The sequence below is a fragment of the Rhodococcus koreensis genome, assembly GCF_900105905.1.
In the GTDB taxonomy this organism is placed as follows: domain Bacteria; phylum Actinomycetota; class Actinomycetes; order Mycobacteriales; family Mycobacteriaceae; genus Rhodococcus_F; species Rhodococcus_F koreensis.
In genome coordinates, this window is sequence record NZ_FNSV01000005.1 from 3,699,155 (window position 1) to 3,716,599 (window position 17,445).

The following is a 17,445-nucleotide window of genomic DNA, read 5'->3' on the forward strand; positions in this document are numbered from 1 at the left end:
CGGCACGCGTTCCACACCCCCTCCACCGTCACCCGGCCCCGCTCCGCAGCTGTTCAGTTGCCTTCAGTATCGCCCATCGCGGACGCATTACCTGCGGAAACGATACGCAAACCCGGGTCGTGTCGATTCCTCGACCCGCAGGACGCGGATCAGCCCAGTTCGCGCAGCGCCGCGGAGGCCGAGAACATCGCGGCCGGATCCCGGTCCTCGAAGTAGGTCCCGAGCTCCTCCGCGAGCGCACCGGGTGTCCAGCGGCCGTCCACGGCGTCGAAGCGCCGCTCGACGACCGGCGCCGCCATCAACGCCACCATCGGGCCGTAGACGACGAAGACCTGGCCGTTCACGGAGTCGGCGGCGGGAGATGCGAGGTAGGCGACCAGCGCGGCCACATGCTCGGGCGACAACGGATCGACTCCCTCGGCGGGAGCCTCCCCGAAGACGCTCTCCGTCATCGACGTGCGGGCCCGAGGGCAGATCGCGTTGGCCCGGACGCCGTACCGGGAGAGCCCACGGGCCGCCGACAGCGTGAGCGCCGTGATGCCCGCCTTGGCGGCACCATAGTTCGCCTGCCCCTCGGGTCCGAGCAGTCCCGCCTCGGACGAGGTGTTGACGATCCGCCCGTACACGGGCGCGCCGGCCTCCTTCGACCTGCCCCGCCAATACGACGCGGCGGAACGGCACAGCAGGAAGTGGCCGCGCAGATGCACTTTCAGCACCAGGTCCCAGTCCTCGTCGGACATGTTGAACAGCATGCGATCCCGCGTGATGCCCGCATTGTTCACCAGGATGTCGAGGCTGCCGAGCCGGCTCTGCGCCGCCTCCATGATCGCGTCGGCCGTGGACCGTTCGCCGATGTCGCCTGCCACGAACTCGACCTTTGCGCCCAGGCCCCGGATTTCCTCCAGAGTTTCCTCGACGGCCTCGTTCGCGGCCAGGTCGTTGACGACGACGGACGCACCCGCACGGGCCAGTGCGATCGCCTCGAACTTTCCGAGGCCGGATCCGGCACCGGTCACGACGGCGACCTTGCCGTCCACGTTCACTTCGCGGTCAGCCACAGCATTCATGAACACGCTCTCCTGGTTCTGTGCGCTCGCCGCAGGTCGTGAACCACGGCGCGGCGGTAGGTCGACGTCACTGTAGAACGTGTTCTCATTCCGGGCAACAATCCTCAGGGGTGCTCGGTGAGCGCGGCCCTCGGACACTGGGCGATCGCCGTACGCACGTCTTCCTCCCGGTCAGCGGGAGGAACGGCACTCGTGATGTGCAGCTGATCGTCGTCGTCGAGCTCGAAGATGTCGGGTGCGATCCCCACGCACACACCATTGGCCTCGCAACGGTCGAAATCGACTCTGACCTCCATGGCAACCCTCACTTCTTCTCGTCTCGTCACTCGCGGATCCGGGTGCAGCCGGGCTGTGGCGCACGCCGTTCCTCCGATAACACTAGAACCTGTTCCAGTCGTGTGCAATGATTCGTTCCACGACTGCGGGCACGCCTACCGGGCACGCTCCGGGGCCGGCCCGAGCCGACTCCGCCGATGCACCGCAGAGACTGGAACCTGTGCCAGATTTCCGCTGATTTCGCTCTCGGACCGGAGAGGTATTTCGATGCACATCACGTACACACCGCAGCAGCAACAGCTGCGGGAAGAGCTGCGCGCGTACTTCGCGAAGCTGATGACGCCGGAGCGTCGAGAGGCACTGGCCGCCACCACCGGCGAATACGGCGAGGGCAACGTCTACCGCGACGTCGTCGCCCAGATGGGCAGGGACGGCTGGCTGACACTCGGGTGGCCCAGGGAGTACGGCGGCCAGGAACGATCCGCCATGGATCAGCTGATCTTCACCGACGAGGCAGCCATCGCAGGCGCGCCCGTCCCCTTCCTCACGATCAACTCGGTCGCGCCGACGATCATGCATTTCGGCACCCCCGAGCAGAAATCGTTCTTCCTGCCCAAGATCTCGGCCGGCGAACTGCACTTCTCGATCGGCTACTCCGAGCCCGAAGCGGGGACCGACCTCGCCAGCCTCCGCACCACCGCGGTCAAGGACGGCGACGACTACGTCATCAACGGCCAGAAGATGTGGACGAGTCTGATCGCGTACGCCGACTACGTGTGGCTGGCGTGCCGCACCGATCCCGAAGCGAAGAAGCACAAGGGCATCAGCATGCTGATCGTCCCGACCACCGCCGAAGGCTTCTCGTACACCCCCGTGCACACGATGGCGGGCCCGGACACCAGCGCCACCTACTACCAGGACGTGCGGGTGCCCTCGTCCGCGCTCGTCGGCCCCGAACACGGCGGCTGGGCGCTGATCACCAACCAGCTCAATCACGAACGCGTCGCCCTGACGTCCGCCGGGCCGGTCCTCACCGCCCAGCGGGAGGTGCGCGAATGGGCGCAGAACACCAAGCTGCCGGACGGTCGCCGCGTCATCGACCAGGAATGGGTGCAGATCAATCTCGCGCGCGTCCACGCGAAGGCCGAGTACCTGAAGCTCATGAACTGGGAGATCGCCTCGTCGACCGGGGCGAGCGAAGCGACGGGGGATGACTCAGCTCACGCCCCCGGCCCGGAGGCGGCGTCGGCGAACAAGGTGTACGGCACGGAGTTCGCCACCGAGGCGTACCGGCTGCTGATGGAGATCCTCGGACCGTCGGCCACGCTGCGGCAGAACTCCCCGGGCGTCCTGCTGCGCGGGCGGCTCGAGCGGATGCACCGGTCGTCGCTGATCCTCACGTTCGGCGGCGGAACCAACGAGGTGCAGCGCGACATCATCGCCATGACCGCCCTCGGCCTGCCCCCCGCGAAGCGTTAGGACTATCACCATGGACTTCACTCCCACCGAGGCCCAGCAGGATCTTGCCGGGCTCACCCGAGGAATCGTCTCGGATCTCGTCACCAACGACCGGCTGCGCGAACTCGACGCGGCGGAAGACCGTCTCGATCGCCGGCTCTGGTCCGCGCTCGCGTCGTCCGACGTGCTGAGCGCTGCACTGCCGGAGTCGGTGGGCGGCGATGGTTTCGGCGTCCTCGAGCAGTGCAGCATTCTCGTCGAACTGGGCCGTGCCGTGGCAGCGGTCCCCTACCTGTCGTCGATCGTGATGGCGGCTGGGGCGATCGCGCAGTACGGAAGCGAACAGCAGCGTGCCGATTGGGGCACTCCGGCCACGAGGGGCGAGAAGATCCTCACCGTGGCGCTCGACGAGGAACTGGGCGACAACCCGGCCGCGCCGACGACCCGTGCCGAACCCGGCGCGGACGGCTGGACGCTCGACGGCATCAAGATCGTGGTCGACGCGGCACCGTCCGCGGACCTCTTCCTGGTCCCGGCAACCACCCCGGACGGGGTCGCGGTCTTCCTCGTCCGCCCGGACGATGCCGGGGTGACCGTCACCCGCCAGCAGACCGTCGACCTGGCCAGCGTCGGTGAGGTGACCCTCCGCGGAGTGTCACTGGCCGGGGACCGCATTCTCGGCAGCGTCGAGCGGGGCCACGAGATCGTCGACTGGATCGTCGAGCGCGGCACGCTCGGCGCGTGCGCGTATCAGTACGGCGTCCTCGACGAATCCTTGAAACTCACCGCGGCCTACGCCCGGGAGCGGGTGCAGTTCGGCCGGCCCATCGGCAGCTTCCAGGCCGTAGCCCAGCGACTCGCCGACGGCTACATCGACGTGAAGGGCGTCCGGCTCACACTGTGGCAGGCGGCGTGGCGGCTCAGTGAGGGACTGCCCAGTGAAGGCGATGTCCAGACCGCCAACTTCTGGGCGTCCGACGCCGGACACCGGGTGTCCCACACCCTCGTCCACGTCCACGGTGGCGTCGGACTCGACGAGGACCACCCCGTGCACCGGTACTTCCTCGCCGCCAAGGCGCTCGAGTTCCGGCTCGGTTCGGCCACGCAGCAGTTGCGGGTCCTCGGCGCCGAACTGGCCACCGTCCCGGCATGACCGCCACGCTCGCCCGCACGGTATCGGACCTGCTGCTCGGTGTCGCGCACTCCGGCGCGCAGGGGCTGTACTTCGAGGACCGGTTCGTGTCGTGGTCCGAACACGTGCGGGCGAGCCTGCGCCGCGCCGCGATTCTCGACCACCTCCTCGACGCGCAGCGGCCCCGGCACTTCGGGGTTCTGATGGACAACGTCCCCGAGTTCTCCCTGCTCGCCGGGGCGGCGGCGCTGTCCGGCGCCGTGCTCGTGGGGCTCAACACCACTCGGCGCGGGGAGGCGCTGACCCGCGACATCGTGCTGGCCGACTGCCAGGTGGTCTTCACCGAATCCGGCCGGCCCGCCCTGCTGGACGGTGTCGACCCCGGTGTTCCCGTCGTCGACGTGGATTCACCGGCATGGTCCGATCTGCTCGCCGAGGAGCGCCCCGATTTCACCCCGAAGGCCGCCGCGCCCGAAGACCTGTTCATGCTCATCTTCACGTCGGGCACGAGCGGCGACCCGAAGGCGGTGCGCTGCACGCACGCGAAGATCACCGGCCCCGGCGTCATGCTCGCCGAGCGCTTCGCGCTGTCCCCGGACGACGTCGTGTACATGTCGATGCCGATGTTCCATTCGAACGCCATGATGGCGGCGTGGTCCGTGGCGCTCGCGGGGCACAGCTCGATTGCGCTGCGGCGCAGGTTCTCCGCGTCGAACTTCCTGCCCGACGTGCGGAGATTCGGCGTCACGTACGCCAACTACGTCGGAAAGCCGCTGTCGTATGTGCTGGCGACTCCCGACATGCCCGACGACGCCGACAACACCCTGCGGGTGATGTACGGCAACGAGGGGTCCGCTCCCGCGGTCGCGGCGTTCGCGCGCCGCTTCGGCACCGCGGTGATCGACGGGTTCGGCTCCACCGAGGGCGGCATCGCCATCTCCTCGGCACCCGGGGCACCGCCGGGTTCTCTGGGCAGGCTCCCCGAGGGCGTCGCGATCCTCGACCCCGAGACCGGAGATCCCTGCCCGCCAGCCGAATTCGATGCGGCCGGCCGGGTCGTCAATGCCGAGGCCGCAACGGGTGAACTCGTCAATGTCGCGGGGTCGGGGGCGTTCGCGGGCTACTACAACAATCCCGAGGCCGACGCTGAACGGATCCGCGACGGTCGGTACTGGAGTGGCGACCTCGCCTACCGGGACGCCGAGGGATTCGTCTACTTCGCGGGCCGCAGTTCCGGGTGGCTGCGCGTCGACGGCGAGAACCTCGGTTCGGCGCCCATCGAGCGCATCCTCCTGCGGTACGACGGCTTCGCCCAGGTGACGGTGTACGGGGTGCCCGACGTCGAGGTCGGGGACCGGGTGATGGCAGCCGTCGTACCGACCCGGGAGTTCGATCCCGTGGCCTTCGCGGACTTCCTCGACGCGCAATCCGATCTGGGTCCGAAGCAGCGCCCGAGTCTGATCCGGGTGTGTGTCGAGTTCCCGCGGACGGCCACGTTCAAGGTGCTCACCCGCGCGCTGAGCGCCGAGGCCACGCAGTGCGCCGATCCGGTGTGGGTCCGCGACGGAGACCGCTACTCCCCCAGGTGAGTGGCAAAGTGTGCTGGCGCACGCTTTGCCACTCACCTGGGTTAGCGGAAGCTGTCGAGGCGGGACACCGCCGAGTCGAAGCCCTTGACCAGTTCGTCCATCACCTCGGCCACCGGCCGGATCTCGTTCATCCGCCCGACGATCTGCCCCACCGGCATCGCCACGACATCCGGGTTCTCGGACGCGGCGATGCGCTGATGCGCCTCGCTGACCAGCAGATTCTGCAGTGGCATCGGCAGCGGCGCGGGCGCGTCCGGCTTCGACCACGCGTCGGTCCACTTGGTCTTGAGCAGGCGCGCGGGTTTGCCCGAGTAGATCCGGGACCGCACCGTGTCCGCCGACGTCGCCCCGAGGAGGGCGCGCTGGATCGCGGACGGACCCTCCGCCGACGCGCTGCCCAGTTTGTACTCGGACGTGGTGAGCCAGTACGACCCCATCCACACCCCCGCCGCCCCCAGCGACAGCGCCGCGGCCACCTGGCGTCCGCTGCCGATACCACCGGCCGCGAGTACGCCGGCGGAATCTCCGATGGCGTCGACGATCTCGGGAACCAGCACCATCGACGCGATCTCCCCGGTGTGCCCACCGGCCTCGTACCCCTGCGCGATGACGATGTCGACACCGTTCGCGACGTGCCTGCGCGCGTGCTCCACGGCGCCGGCCAGCGCGGCCACCGGAACCCCCTTCTCGTGGGCCTGGTCGATGACGTCCTTCGGGGGTGAACCGAGGGCGTTGGCGATCAACGCAATTCGATGATTCAGGGCGACGTCCACGTGCGACCGCGCCACCGAGTGCAGCCAGCCGAGCACGCCGGTCGCGTGTTCGACCCCCGAATCCAGTGGCGGCACCCCCAGTTCGGACAGGGTCCGGTCGACGAACGCGCGGTGTTCCGCGGGGATCAGCGACTCCAGGTCCACCGACGTGCCCTCGGTGGGCACCTTCGCGGGCATCACGATGTCGACGCCGTACGGCTTGCCGTCGGTGTTCTCGTCCATCCACGCCAGGACGGCCTCGAGTTCCTCGGGATCGTTGAACCGGACGCAGCCGAGCACACCCAGGCCGCCGGCCCGGGAGATCGCCGCGGCCACGTGTTCGGACGGCGTGAACCCGAACACCGGGTACTCGATGCCGAACTTCTCACTCAAACTCGTATGCATTTACGCGCCTTTGCTTTCGGGCGAACCGTTGCCGTTGTGGTCGTCGGCCGGCCGGGTCTCGGTCTGTTCCTTGGCCCAGCGGTAGTCGGGTTTGCCCGCAGGCGAGCGCTTGATCTCGTCGACGAACCAGAGGCTGCGCGGAACCTTGTATCCCGCGATCTCCTTGCGTGCCGCGTCGGCGATCTCGTGCAGGCTCGGACGCACCCCACGACGGGTCTGAATGACGGCGGCCACCCGCTGGCCGAAGCGTTCGTCGGGAATGCCGACCACGAGGGCGTCGAAGACGTCGGGATGCGACTTGAGTGCGCCCTCGACCTCCTCGGGGAAGATCTTCTCGCCGCCGCTGTTGATGGACACCGAACCGCGGCCCAGCATCGTCACCGTGCCGTCCGCCTCCACCTGCGCGAAGTCGCCGGGGATGGAGTAGCGGATGCCGTTGATCTCCTTGAACGTGGCCTTGGTCTTCTCTTCGTCCTTGTAGTAGCCGATCGGGATGTGCCCCCGGCGCGCCAGGATGCCGACGACGCCGGAGCCGGGCTCGACCGGGTTGCCGTCCTCGCCGAGGACGGAGGTGGACGCGTCGATTTTCACCGTCGGGCCGCCACCGTGCGAGTCGCCCTTCGCGACCACGCTGAGGCCGCCGAAACCCGTCTCGGACGAACCGATGGAGTCGGTGATCATCCGGTTGGGCAGCAGTTCGAGGTACTTCTCCTTGATGCTGGGCGAGAACAGCGCCGCCGAACTCGCCATCAGGAACAGCGAAGACAGGTCGTAGGGTTCGCCGCTTGCCTCGTTGCCCTCCACCAGCGCGTCGAGCATCGGGCGCGCCATCGCGTCGCCGGTGATGAAGATGAGGTTGACCTTGTGCTGGTCGACGATCCGCCACACGTCGTGGCCGTCGAATTCGGGGTGCATGACGCACTTTCCGCCGCCGAACAGACTCTGGAACACCGCCCACTGGCTGCCGCCGTGGATCATCGGCGGGATCGGGAAGCGCGTCATGCCGGGGCTCTCGGCGCCCAGCTTCGCGAGATCCCACTCGTCCTCGACGTATTCACCGGTCATGAAGTTGATGCCGCCGCCGAGCACCCGCCAGACGTCCTCGTGACGCCACATCACCCCCTTCGGCTTTCCGGTGGTGCCACCGGTATAGAGCATGTACAGGTCGTCATTGCTGCGCTCGCCGAAGTCGCGGTCGGGGGAACCCTGCGCCAGCGCCGCCTCGTATTCGACCCCCTCGTAGTCGAGATCGGTGCCGTCCTCGACCACCACGGTGGTCTTCAGGAGCGGCGTCTCGGGGAGCACATTCGCCACCTTGTCGGAGTACCGGCGTTCGTGGACGAGCGCGACCATGTCCGAATTGTCGAAGATGTATTGCAACTCGTTCTCGATGTACCGGTAGTTGACGTTCACCATCACCGCACGAATCTTGAAGACCGCCACCATGGCCTCGATGGCCTCGATGGTGTTGCGGCAGTAGATGCCCACCTTGTCACCGGGCCGGACACCCTGTTCACGCAGGTAGTGGCCGAGGCGATTGGCCCTCTCCTCCATCTGCGCGTACGTCACTTCCCGGTCGTCGGACACCAACGCGACGCGGTCCGGAACGAGGTCGATTGCGTGCTCTACGAGGTCTGCGATATTAAGGGCCACGTCAACAAAGTAGAACGTGTTACCGTTTCTGGCAAGACCTAATTTGAGAGCCAGCTCACACACCCTTCGGGAGACTTCAGTGTCCTCTACAACGACCGAGAAATCCGACATTTCGGCACAGTCGCCGCACTGCCTCGTCGAGAAACGCGGGCACGTCCTGATCGTCACGATGAACCGCCCCGAGGCGAAGAACGCGCTGTCCGGCGAAATGATGACGATCATGCGGGACGCGTGGGATCAGGTCGACTCCGACCCGGACATCCGGGTCGCCATCCTCACCGGCGCCGGCGGTGCCTTCTGCGCCGGCGCCGACCTCAAGGCCATGACGTCGCAGCACCCCGGCGACTCCTTCTCCGGCGCGGGCGAGCAGAGCGAGGGGAAAAATTCGGGCTGGGACCTGTCCAAGATCGAGGCGCTGCTGAAGGGACGGCGCCTCACCAAACCTCTCATCGCCGCAGTCGAGGGTCCCGCCATCGCCGGCGGCACCGAGATCCTGCAGGGCACCGACATCCGCGTCGCCGGCGAGGGCGCTAAATTCGGTGTCTCCGAAGCGAAATGGGGACTATTCCCCCTCGGCGGCTCCGCCGTACGCCTCGTCCGGCAGATCCCGTACACCGTCGCAGCCGACATCCTGCTCACCGGACGTCACATCAAGGCCCCCGAGGCCAAGGAAATCGGCCTCATCGGGCACGTCGTCCCCGACGGCCAGGCCCTCGACAAGGCCCTCGAACTCGCCGACCTCATCTCCGCCAACGGTCCCCTCGCCGTCCGGGCGATCCTGAAGACCATCCGCGACACCGAAGGCATGCACGAGGAAGAGGCCTTTCAGATCGACGCCGCCCTCGGCACCGAGGTCTTCAAGAGCGCCGACGCGAAGGAAGGTCCCCGCGCCTTTTCCGAAAAGCGCGCGCCGAAGTTCGAGGGTCGCTGACCGCGGTGCGATAACCCCGGAGGCGAATGTACCTTTCGGCGCATCTGCGGCGCCGAGAGGTACATTCGCCCAGGGTGTGAGGGTTATCCACAGCCCCACCTTATCCACAGGCCCCACCAAAAAGCCTGGTGACCGAAGCTGCCGCCCGCACCGGGTGCGTCATCATCAACTCATGCGACGGGGAGAGTGGGGGCATCGCCTCGAAGACCTGTACGGAGTGAGCCGGTCCGGGATCATCCGCACCGCCGAGTTGAGGCAATGGGGCGTGTCGAATTCGGCGATCGACGCTCGATGCCGTCCGGGCGGGCCGTGGCAACGCATCCTTCCGGGTGTCGTGATGCTCGGCAACGGCCACCCGACCGCGCGTCAGCGTGCGGTGGCCGCGATCGTGCTCAGCGGCGAGAACGCAGTCCTCACGGGGCGCGCAGCGCTGCACGAATACGGGTACGGCACGTCGTACTCCGGGGATGCCCATGTTCTGATCGCCACGCATCGGCGCGTGCAGTCCACGGGCTTCGTGCTCGTCGAACGTACGACGCGTTTGCCGGCACCCGTGACGCGCAACGGACTTCCCTGTGCCCCGCTTCCGCGCGCGTTGCTCGACGCGGCGCGGCGGTGCCGCACCCTGGACAGCACTCGATCCCTCATCGCGGAGGTAGTCCAGCGAGGCGAGGTGAGTGTCGCCGAGCTGATCGCGGAGTTGAACTCGGGTAGCGGCCGGGGTGCCGCACTCCCCCGGACAGTGCTGCGCGAAGTGAGTGCCGACGTCCACTCGGTGTCCGAGGCCGAAGCCCGTCGGCTGTGGTTGCGCAGCGGACTGCCCCGAATGGTCTTCAACCGCAGGATCGGCGACGTTGCCGGGCAGTTCATCGCCATGCCCGACGGCTGGATCGACGATGTCGCGTTCGCGTGGGACATCGACTCTCTCGACTGGCATCTGGCGCCGAAGGCGTACAAATCGACCGTCGAGCGCCGCACCCGGATGCAGAACCACGGCATTATTGTGCTGCCGACGTTGCCGAGCGCTATCCGCGACGACCCCGACCGCGTGATCGCCGACCTCCAGTCGCACTACCAGCTGGCGTCCTCGCGGCCCCGGCCTGAGGTCCGGATGCTCGGAGCGCCCGGGTGAATGCACCGTTCAACGCCTCAGGTGCGCCGAAAGGTACATTCGCCCGGGCCGGGGAGGTCGGCCGGAGGGGTCAGCCCAGGACCGCGGCGGAGAGTTCGCGGACGTGGTCGGCGTCGCGGCAGGAGACGAGGAGCATGGTGACGCCGGCGTCGGCCCAGCGTTTGACGTCGGCGCGGACTTCGTCGACGTTGCCGATGATCATGGTTTCGGTGACCATTTCGTCGGGGACGACGGCGGCGGCTTCGTCCTTGCGGCCGGCGCGGAAGAGGCGTCCGATTTCGTCGACCTGTTCGCCGTAACCCATGCGGGTGTAAACCTGGGCGTGGAAGTTGAGTTCGGGGGCGCCCATGCCGCCGACGTACAGCGCGGTGACGGGTTTGAGGCCGGCGATGGCGGCGGCACGGTCGTCGGTGACGATCACCTGACAGGTGGCCGCGACTTCGAAGTCTTCGCGGCAGCGACGGGCGCCGGGGCGGGCGAAGCCCTCGTCGAGCCATTCGTTGTACATGGGCGCGAGGCGGGGTGAGTAGTAGATGGCGAGCCAGCCGTCGGCGATCTCGGCGGTGAGCGCGACGTTCTTCGGACCTTCGGCGCCGAGCCAGATCGGGATGTCGGCGCGGAGGGGGTGGGTGATCGGCTTGAGTGGTTTCCCGAGTCCGGTGCTGCCGGGACCGGTGTAGGGCAGCGGGAAGTGTGGGCCGTCGCTGGTGACGGGTTCCTGCCGCGCCAGCACCTTGCGGACGATGGAGACGTATTCGCGGGTGCGGGCGAGCGGTTTCGTGAACGGCTGCCCGTACCACCCCTCGACGACCTGCGGCCCGGACACGCCGAGCCCGAGGATCGCCCGGCCGCCGCTGAGGTGGTCGAGGGTGAGTGCGTGCATCGCGGTGCTGGTGGGTGTGCGCGCGGAGATCTGCACGACGGACGTGCCCAGGCGGACGCGGTCGGTGCTCGATCCCCACCAGGCGAGGGGGGTGAAGGCGTCGGATCCCCACGATTCGGCGGCGAAGACGGCGTCGAATCCCTCGGCTTCGGCGGCGGCGATCAACTCCGGGGCATTCGCCGGCGGCTGTGCGCCCCAGTATCCGAGTTGCAACCCGAGCTTCATCGTGTGCCTCCGCATCGACCGTCGTCAGAAGTGACCCTTGCCACAAACACTAGAACCTGTTCTACTCGAAGTTGTGAGCATGGGAAAGAGCGCGGTGGCCGAAAAATTCTCGAACGAACCGTTGAGCGCCCCGCTGAAACTTCAATTCGACTACACCCGATCGGTGGGCCCGACCATCGGCGCCTTCGTGACCGCGCTGCGCGACCGCAAGGTCATCGGCGCTCGCGGCTCGGACGGACGCGTCTACGTCCCACCGCCCGAATTCGACCCGGACACCGCCGAACCACTCACCGACTTCGTCGGGGTGTCCGACGCAGGCACCGTGGTGAGCTGGACGTGGATGCCGGAACCCATTGCCGGGCAACCTCTCACCACCCCGTTCGCGTGGGCGTTGATCAAGCTGGACGGCGCCGACACGTCGCTGGTGCATGCCGTGGACGTCGCCTCCCCTGCCGGAATGAGCACGGGCATGCGGGTGCGGGCACGGTGGGCGCAGGAACGCGTCGGGCGGATCCAGGACATCGTGTGCTTCGAACCCGGCGAGTCGACGGGCGAACCCGGACCGGCCTCGGAGTCGGAACCGGTCACGATGGTCACGACGCCGATCGATCTCGACTACCTGCATTCCGCGTCCGCCGAGGAGAGCTTCTACCTCCGAGGGTTGAAGGAGGGCAAGCTGATCGGTGGCCGCACCGGCCCGGGCGGCAAGGTGTACATCCCGCCGCGCAGCGCCAACCCCACCGACGGCATCCCGACGAAGGAGCAGGTGGAACTGCCGGACCGGGGCATCGTCACGACGTTCTGCATCGTGAACGTCCCCTTCCTCGGGCAGCGGATCAAGCCGCCGTACGTCGCCGCCTACGTGCTGCTCGACGGCGCGGACATCGCGTTCCTGCACCTGATCCTCGACTGCGATGCCGCCGACGTGCGGATGGGCATGCGAGTGGAGGCCAAGTGGAAGCCACGCGAGGAGTGGGACTACACGCTCGAGAACATCGAGTACTTCAGGCCGACGGGCGAGCCCGACGCCGAGTACGACACCTACAAACACCACCTGTGAGGGCGCGGCACAATGACAGATATCGCAGTCGTCGGGTTCGCGCACGCACCGCACGTGCGTGAGACCACCGGCACCACCAACGGCGTCGAGATGCTGGTTCCCTGCTTCCAGCAGCTGTACGAGGATCTCGGGATCACCAAGTCCGACATCGGTTTCTGGTGTTCGGGATCCTCGGACTACCTGGCCGGCCGTGCGTTCTCCTTCATCTCGGCGGTCGACTCGATCGGCGCGGTACCCCCGATCAACGAGTCGCACGTGGAGATGGACGCCGCCTGGGCGTTCTACGAGGCCTGGATCAAGATCATGACCGGCGAGGTCGATACCGCCCTGGTGTACGGGTTCGGGAAGTCCTCGGCCGGCAATCTCCGCAAGGTCCTGTCCATGCAACTCGACCCCTACCTGGTCGCGCCACTGGCCCTGGACTCGGTGTCGCTCGCCGGACTGCAGGCGCGTCTCGGACTCGACGCCGGGAAGTGGACGTCCGAGGAGATGGCGGCGGTGGCCGCGCGCAGCCGGGCCGCGGCCGAGAGCAACCCGAACACCCAGTTGTCGGGGCACGTCGACATCAACGAACTGCTCGCGAGACCGTTCGTCGCGGATCCGTTGCGCGCCCACGACTGCGCGCCGATCACGGACGGCGCCGCTGCCGTCGTTCTCGCTTCCGGAGACCGTGCCCGAGAGCTGTGCGAGCGACCGGCGTGGATCACCGGGATCGAGCATCGGATCGACTCCCCGAACTTCGGCGCCCGTGACCTGACGGTCTCGCCGTCGACGACGGCGTCGGCGCGGGCGGCCACCGGCGGGGACGTCGGCGGTATCGACGTGGCCGAACTGCACGGACCGTTCACCCATCAGGAACTGATCCTCCGCGAGGCCATCGGGCTGTCCGATGCGACGACGATCAACCCGTCGGGCGGCCCGCTGAGCGGGAACCCGATGTTCTCCGCGGGTCTGGAACGCATAGGTTACGCAGCCAAGGCCATCATGGACGGCAACGCCGGGCGCACGCTGGCGCACGCCACGAGTGGTGCTGTGCTGCAACAGAATCTGGTCGCAGTCTTGGAGGGACGCAACTGATGGCGAATCAATTGGCCGCCGTACTGGGCACCGGTCAGACCCATTACGTGGCGAAACGGCACGACGTGTCCATGGCCGGGCTGGTGCGCGAGGCGATCGGCCGCGCGATGGAAGACGCGCGGGTGGGCTGGGACGACATCGACGCCGTCGTGATCGGCAAGGCCCCCGACCTGTTCGAGGGGTCGATGATGCCGGAGCTCGCGATGTCGGACGCACTGGGCGCCAACGGCAAACCGCTTCTGCGTGTGCACACCGCGGGCTCGGTCGGCGGTTCGACCGCGTGCGTGGCGGCGAGCCTCGTGAAGTCGGGGGTGCACAAGCGGGTGCTGACGGTGGCGTGGGAAAAGCAGTCCGAGTCGAACGCCATGTGGGCGCTGTCCACACCCATTCCGTTCCACATGCCGGTCGGCGCGGGCGCGGGCGGGTACTTCGCCCCGCACGTCCGCTCGTACATCCGGCGGTCCGGCGCACCCGATCACATCGGCGCGATGGTGGCGGTGAAGGACCGGCTGAACGGCAGCCTCAACCCGTACGCCCACCTCAAGCAGCCCGACATCACGCTCGAATCGGTGCAGGCCTCGCAGATGCTGTGGGATCCCATCCGCTACGACGAGACCTGTCCGTCCTCGGACGGCGCCTGCGCGCTGGTGATCGGCAACGAGGAGGCCGCCGAGCAGGTCGTCGCGGACGGCCGTGAGGTGGCCTGGATACACGCGACCGCGATGCGCACCGAGCCCACCACGTTCGCCGGACGCGACCAGGTGAATCCGCAGGCCGGACGGGACGCGTCGGCCGCACTGTGGAAGGCCGCGGGCATCAAGGATCCGCTCGACGAGATCGACGTCGCCGAAATCTACGTCCCCTTCTCCTGGTTCGAACCGATGTGGCTCGAGAATCTCGGCTTCGTCGCCGAGGGCGAGGGCTGGAAGCTCACCGAGGCGGGCGAGACGGCCATCGGCGGCCGGCTCCCGCTCAACGCATCGGGCGGCGTCCTGTCGTCCAACCCGATCGGCGCCTCCGGGATGATCCGGTTCGCCGAGGCGGCGATGCAGGTGATGCACCGCGCCGGCGACCACCAGGTGAAGGACGCGCGCAAGGCACTCGGCCACGCCTACGGCGGCGGTTCGCAGTACTTCTCGATGTGGGTGGTCGGTTCCGACCGGCCGAACAACAAGTAGTAGGGACGTCACCAGTGAAATTCACCGTCGGCATCGCCATGAATCCCCTCGATCAGTTGCCGGCTCTCGCGAAAACAGCCGAGGAGTGCGGATTCTCGTCCATCGCACTCCCCGACTCGCTGTTCTTCATGGAGAAGCAGAGCGCGGACTACCCGTACACACCGGACGGCTCCCGGATGTGGACCGAGGAGACGCCGTGGGTGGATCCGCTGATCGCGGCGGCCGCCATGGGTGCGGTGACGTCGAAGATCGAGTTCTACACCCAGGTCCTCAAGCTGGGGTCCCGCAATCCGGTGCTCCTGGCCCGCCAGGTGGGATCGGTGGCCAACCTGATCGGCAACCGGTTCGGTTTCGGTGTCGGGATCGGCTGGGCGCCCGAGGAATTCGAGTGGTGCGGGGTGCCGTACGCGAAACGCGGCGCACGCGTCGACGAGATGATCGACGTCATCAAACTGATCCTCGGCGGCGGGATGGTCGAGTATCACGGTGAGTTCTACGACTTCGACCGCCTGCAGATGAGCCCGGCCCCGACGAAGCCGGTGCCGTTCTACGTCGGCGGCCACACCGACGTCGCACTCCGGCGCGCCGCCCGGGTGGGCGACGGATGGACGTCGGCGATGATCAAGTTCGACGATCTCGTCCAGGTCATCGCGCGACTGCGGGAACTGCGGGAGGAGTACGGCCGCGCCGATCTGCCGTACGAGATCCAGACGGTCTGCATCGACCGTTTCGGCAAGGACGGCTACGCCGAACTCGCGGACGCCGGGGTGACCGACACGATCGTCGTCCCGTGGGTGTTCGACGGCATCGGCTTCGACGGACCGCTCGACGCCAAACAGGAGTCGCTGCGCAAGTTCGCCGATCAGTACATCGGATAGGAGTGTGGACATGACGACGACCGACCATCCTGCCCGCCTCGCCGGACAGGCGTCCCGCGCGGCGGCCAGCGGCAGGCGCAAGGAGGAGTGGCTGGCCCTGTTCGCCGAGGACGCATGTGTCGAAGATCCCGTCGGCCCTTCGGGTTTCGACCCCGAAGGGAAGGGGCACCACGGCCTCGATGCGATCTCCCGGTTCTACGACATGACGATCGCGACCACCGAATCGCTCGAATTCCTCATCACCGATTCACTGGTGTGCGGCAACGAGAACGTGAACATCGGGACCATCCGGTCGACGGTGGCGGGATCGCAGATCGACGCCGAGGGCGTGTTCGTCTACCGCGTGGACGACGAAGGCAAGATCACGTCGCTACGGGCCTTCTGGGAGGTCGAGCGGGCGATGAAGACGCTGCGCAAGGTCTGAGGATTCGGATCACCCGGCGGCCTCGTCGAGGTGCCGGACGAAGAGGACGGCATCGAGTTCGCCGAGGCACGCGGGGTCGAGCGGGAAGTATGTGGAGTTGCTCGACGGGTCGGCGCGCTTCTGTGCGCCGCGGACGGCGTCCGCCATCGCCGCGGCAGGCACGAGACAACTCTCGCCGACCGCGAAGAGCAGATCCTCGAGGGTGCCCGGTGGCGGCTGTCCGATGCCGTGACCGGGCGCCTCACCGACCGCGGAACCGATGACCGTGTACGCGTCGCCGAACCGCAAGTCCAGGTGGGCGCCGGCGCACCACCAGTGCAGGTGCATTCCGGCGAGATCCCAGTGGGTTTCGCCCTTCAGCAGATGGCCGTTGTGGGCGAAGACGAATGTCGGCCCCCGATCCGCCTCCCTCCGCACCAGCGCGGACAGGTTGTCCGCCATGAGGGTGTCGCGGATCCCCAGAAGGCGGGCAATGCGGCGTGGGGAGTTCTCTGCCATTCCGGCGTGATAGCTGAGCAGGCGGGTGGCGACGCGACCGTGCAGTTCGGCCCCCCACCATTCGTCTCGCGTGCCCGCAGCGACGAGGCGAGGCGCCTCCGAGGCCAGCAGCGTCATCAGGTCGTCGGCGATCAGACGCAACTGTCCGGCCTCGGCGGTGGCACCGACGGATCGGGCCGGGTCCATGGCGACGGCCGGGTCGCTCCAGCGGTCGTCGTCGCCGATCAGGGCGGAGATCCGGTCCGGAGTGCAGGGCAGATCCCGCTCGTCGAGGTGGGTCCGCAGGTAGGTGTCGAGGAAGGTCAGGGCCTGCCGGGGGCTGTCGGCGGACGTCATCTCGATGGGGGCGTCGAAACCGAAGAACCGCACGTGCTCGCCCGGTTCGCGTCGGCTGTTGTGGTCGGCCATCCATCGGATCAGGTCGCGGTTGGCCCGGGACTCTCCGAAGCCGTGGCTGAAACCGTGTTCCATGACGTCGTCGAGTGGCACGCCGTTCGCGCCCCGCACGAAGGAGTCGACGAGTATCCCTTTCAGACAACTGCTTTCGATCGCGATGGATCGATAGCCCTCGTGTTCGACGAGGTATCGGAACATCTGATTGCGGAGCAGCAGAAAGCTCTCCTCCCCGTGCATGGGCTCGCCGAACCCGAGCAGGCGAGGAGCGGCGTCCAGGCGGCGAAGGAACGCGTCGAGGGCGGCAGTGACGCTCGGATCTCCCGGCGCCGAGAAACCGGCACCCGGGTCGTGGACGATGGACCGCACAGTCATGACCTGCTCCCACCCTCCTCGGACAGAAAGGGAACAGCGGCGTCGGAGAGGATGAGGGT

16 protein-coding genes are annotated in these 17,445 nt (G+C 67.6%); 10 read left to right on the forward strand and 6 right to left on the reverse strand.

Going from position 1 to position 17,445, the window contains the following annotated elements; translation table 11 throughout:
* Nucleotides 1–149 precede the first annotated feature (149 nt).
* Complete coding sequence (locus BLV94_RS21330; RefSeq protein WP_072947892.1) at nucleotides 150–1,067, reverse strand: 3-oxoacyl-ACP reductase; 918 nt, start codon at nucleotides 1,065–1,067, stop codon at nucleotides 150–152.
* A gap of 104 nt (nucleotides 1,068–1,171) precedes the next feature.
* Entirely contained in the window at nucleotides 1,172–1,363 is a 192-nt protein-coding gene (locus tag BLV94_RS21335; protein WP_072947890.1) for a ferredoxin, read from the reverse strand.
* 247 nt (nucleotides 1,364–1,610) lie between these two features.
* Between BLV94_RS21335 and BLV94_RS21340 the strand changes: the two genes are divergently transcribed.
* Genes BLV94_RS21340 through BLV94_RS21350 form a run of 3 tightly spaced genes read left to right on the forward strand, consistent with a single transcriptional unit; the run spans nucleotide 1,611 to nucleotide 5,522 of the window.
* Complete coding sequence (locus BLV94_RS21340) at nucleotides 1,611–2,822, forward strand: acyl-CoA dehydrogenase family protein (protein ID WP_072947887.1); 1,212 nt, start codon at nucleotides 1,611–1,613, stop codon at nucleotides 2,820–2,822.
* 10 nt (nucleotides 2,823–2,832) lie between these two features.
* Entirely contained in the window at nucleotides 2,833–3,954 is a 1,122-nt protein-coding gene (locus tag BLV94_RS21345) for an acyl-CoA dehydrogenase family protein (RefSeq protein WP_072947885.1), read from the forward strand.
* The gene (locus tag BLV94_RS21350) at nucleotides 3,951–5,522 is read left to right on the forward strand and encodes a long-chain-fatty-acid--CoA ligase (protein ID WP_072947882.1); all 1,572 of its coding nucleotides are present in this window, start codon (nucleotides 3,951–3,953) and stop codon (nucleotides 5,520–5,522) included. Before BLV94_RS21345 ends, BLV94_RS21350 begins: the two co-directional genes overlap by 4 nt.
* Before the next feature lie 41 nt (nucleotides 5,523–5,563).
* Here the strand turns inward: BLV94_RS21350 and BLV94_RS21355 are convergent, their stop codons facing one another.
* The gene (locus BLV94_RS21355) at nucleotides 5,564–6,679 is read right to left on the reverse strand and encodes an NAD(P)H-dependent flavin oxidoreductase (protein WP_072947879.1); all 1,116 of its coding nucleotides are present in this window, start codon (nucleotides 6,677–6,679) and stop codon (nucleotides 5,564–5,566) included.
* On the reverse strand, nucleotides 6,680–8,332 hold the full coding sequence (locus tag BLV94_RS21360; RefSeq protein ID WP_072947876.1) for an acyl-CoA synthetase: 1,653 nt from the start codon (nucleotides 8,330–8,332) through the stop codon (nucleotides 6,680–6,682). It lies immediately after the preceding gene.
* A gap of 79 nt (nucleotides 8,333–8,411) precedes the next feature.
* On the opposite strand from BLV94_RS21360, the gene BLV94_RS21365 reads away from it, so the two are divergent.
* Both BLV94_RS21365 and BLV94_RS21370 read left to right on the forward strand, forming a co-directional pair.
* Nucleotides 8,412–9,263 (forward strand): crotonase/enoyl-CoA hydratase family protein, encoded by an 852-nt coding sequence (locus BLV94_RS21365; RefSeq protein WP_072947874.1) that lies wholly within the window; start codon nucleotides 8,412–8,414, stop codon nucleotides 9,261–9,263.
* A gap of 172 nt (nucleotides 9,264–9,435) precedes the next feature.
* Nucleotides 9,436–10,395 (forward strand): hypothetical protein, encoded by a 960-nt coding sequence (locus BLV94_RS21370; RefSeq protein ID WP_072947949.1) that lies wholly within the window; start codon nucleotides 9,436–9,438, stop codon nucleotides 10,393–10,395.
* 70 nt (nucleotides 10,396–10,465) lie between these two features.
* On the opposite strand, the gene BLV94_RS21375 is transcribed toward BLV94_RS21370, so the two are convergent.
* Nucleotides 10,466–11,503 carry an LLM class F420-dependent oxidoreductase gene (locus BLV94_RS21375; RefSeq protein ID WP_072947871.1) on the reverse strand — a complete coding sequence of 346 codons (1,038 nt, stop codon included), beginning with the start codon at nucleotides 11,501–11,503 and terminating at the stop codon, nucleotides 10,466–10,468.
* A 79-nt stretch (nucleotides 11,504–11,582) separates the two neighbouring features.
* On the opposite strand from BLV94_RS21375, the gene BLV94_RS21380 reads away from it, so the two are divergent.
* Genes BLV94_RS21380 through BLV94_RS21400 form a run of 5 tightly spaced genes read left to right on the forward strand, consistent with a single transcriptional unit; the run spans nucleotide 11,583 to nucleotide 16,120 of the window.
* A complete protein-coding gene (locus BLV94_RS21380) occupies nucleotides 11,583–12,563 on the forward strand; it encodes a Zn-ribbon domain-containing OB-fold protein (RefSeq protein ID WP_072947869.1) in 981 nt (326 codons plus the stop codon).
* A gap of 12 nt (nucleotides 12,564–12,575) precedes the next feature.
* Complete coding sequence (locus tag BLV94_RS21385; RefSeq protein ID WP_072947866.1) at nucleotides 12,576–13,640, forward strand: thiolase domain-containing protein; 1,065 nt, start codon at nucleotides 12,576–12,578, stop codon at nucleotides 13,638–13,640.
* Entirely contained in the window at nucleotides 13,640–14,818 is a 1,179-nt protein-coding gene (locus BLV94_RS21390; protein ID WP_072947864.1) for a thiolase domain-containing protein, read from the forward strand. The genes BLV94_RS21385 and BLV94_RS21390 overlap by 1 nt, the downstream gene beginning before the upstream one ends.
* A gap of 14 nt (nucleotides 14,819–14,832) precedes the next feature.
* Nucleotides 14,833–15,696: a TIGR03619 family F420-dependent LLM class oxidoreductase gene (locus BLV94_RS21395; protein ID WP_072947861.1), complete on the forward strand. Its 864-nt coding sequence runs from the start codon at nucleotides 14,833–14,835 to the stop codon at nucleotides 15,694–15,696.
* Nucleotides 15,697–15,706: 10 nt separating this feature from the next.
* The gene (locus BLV94_RS21400) at nucleotides 15,707–16,120 is read left to right on the forward strand and encodes a nuclear transport factor 2 family protein (RefSeq protein WP_072947859.1); all 414 of its coding nucleotides are present in this window, start codon (nucleotides 15,707–15,709) and stop codon (nucleotides 16,118–16,120) included.
* Between the two features lie 9 nt (nucleotides 16,121–16,129).
* On the opposite strand, the gene BLV94_RS21405 is transcribed toward BLV94_RS21400, so the two are convergent.
* Entirely contained in the window at nucleotides 16,130–17,386 is a 1,257-nt protein-coding gene (locus BLV94_RS21405; RefSeq protein ID WP_072947856.1) for an erythromycin esterase family protein, read from the reverse strand.
* Nucleotides 17,387–17,445 lie beyond the last annotated feature (59 nt).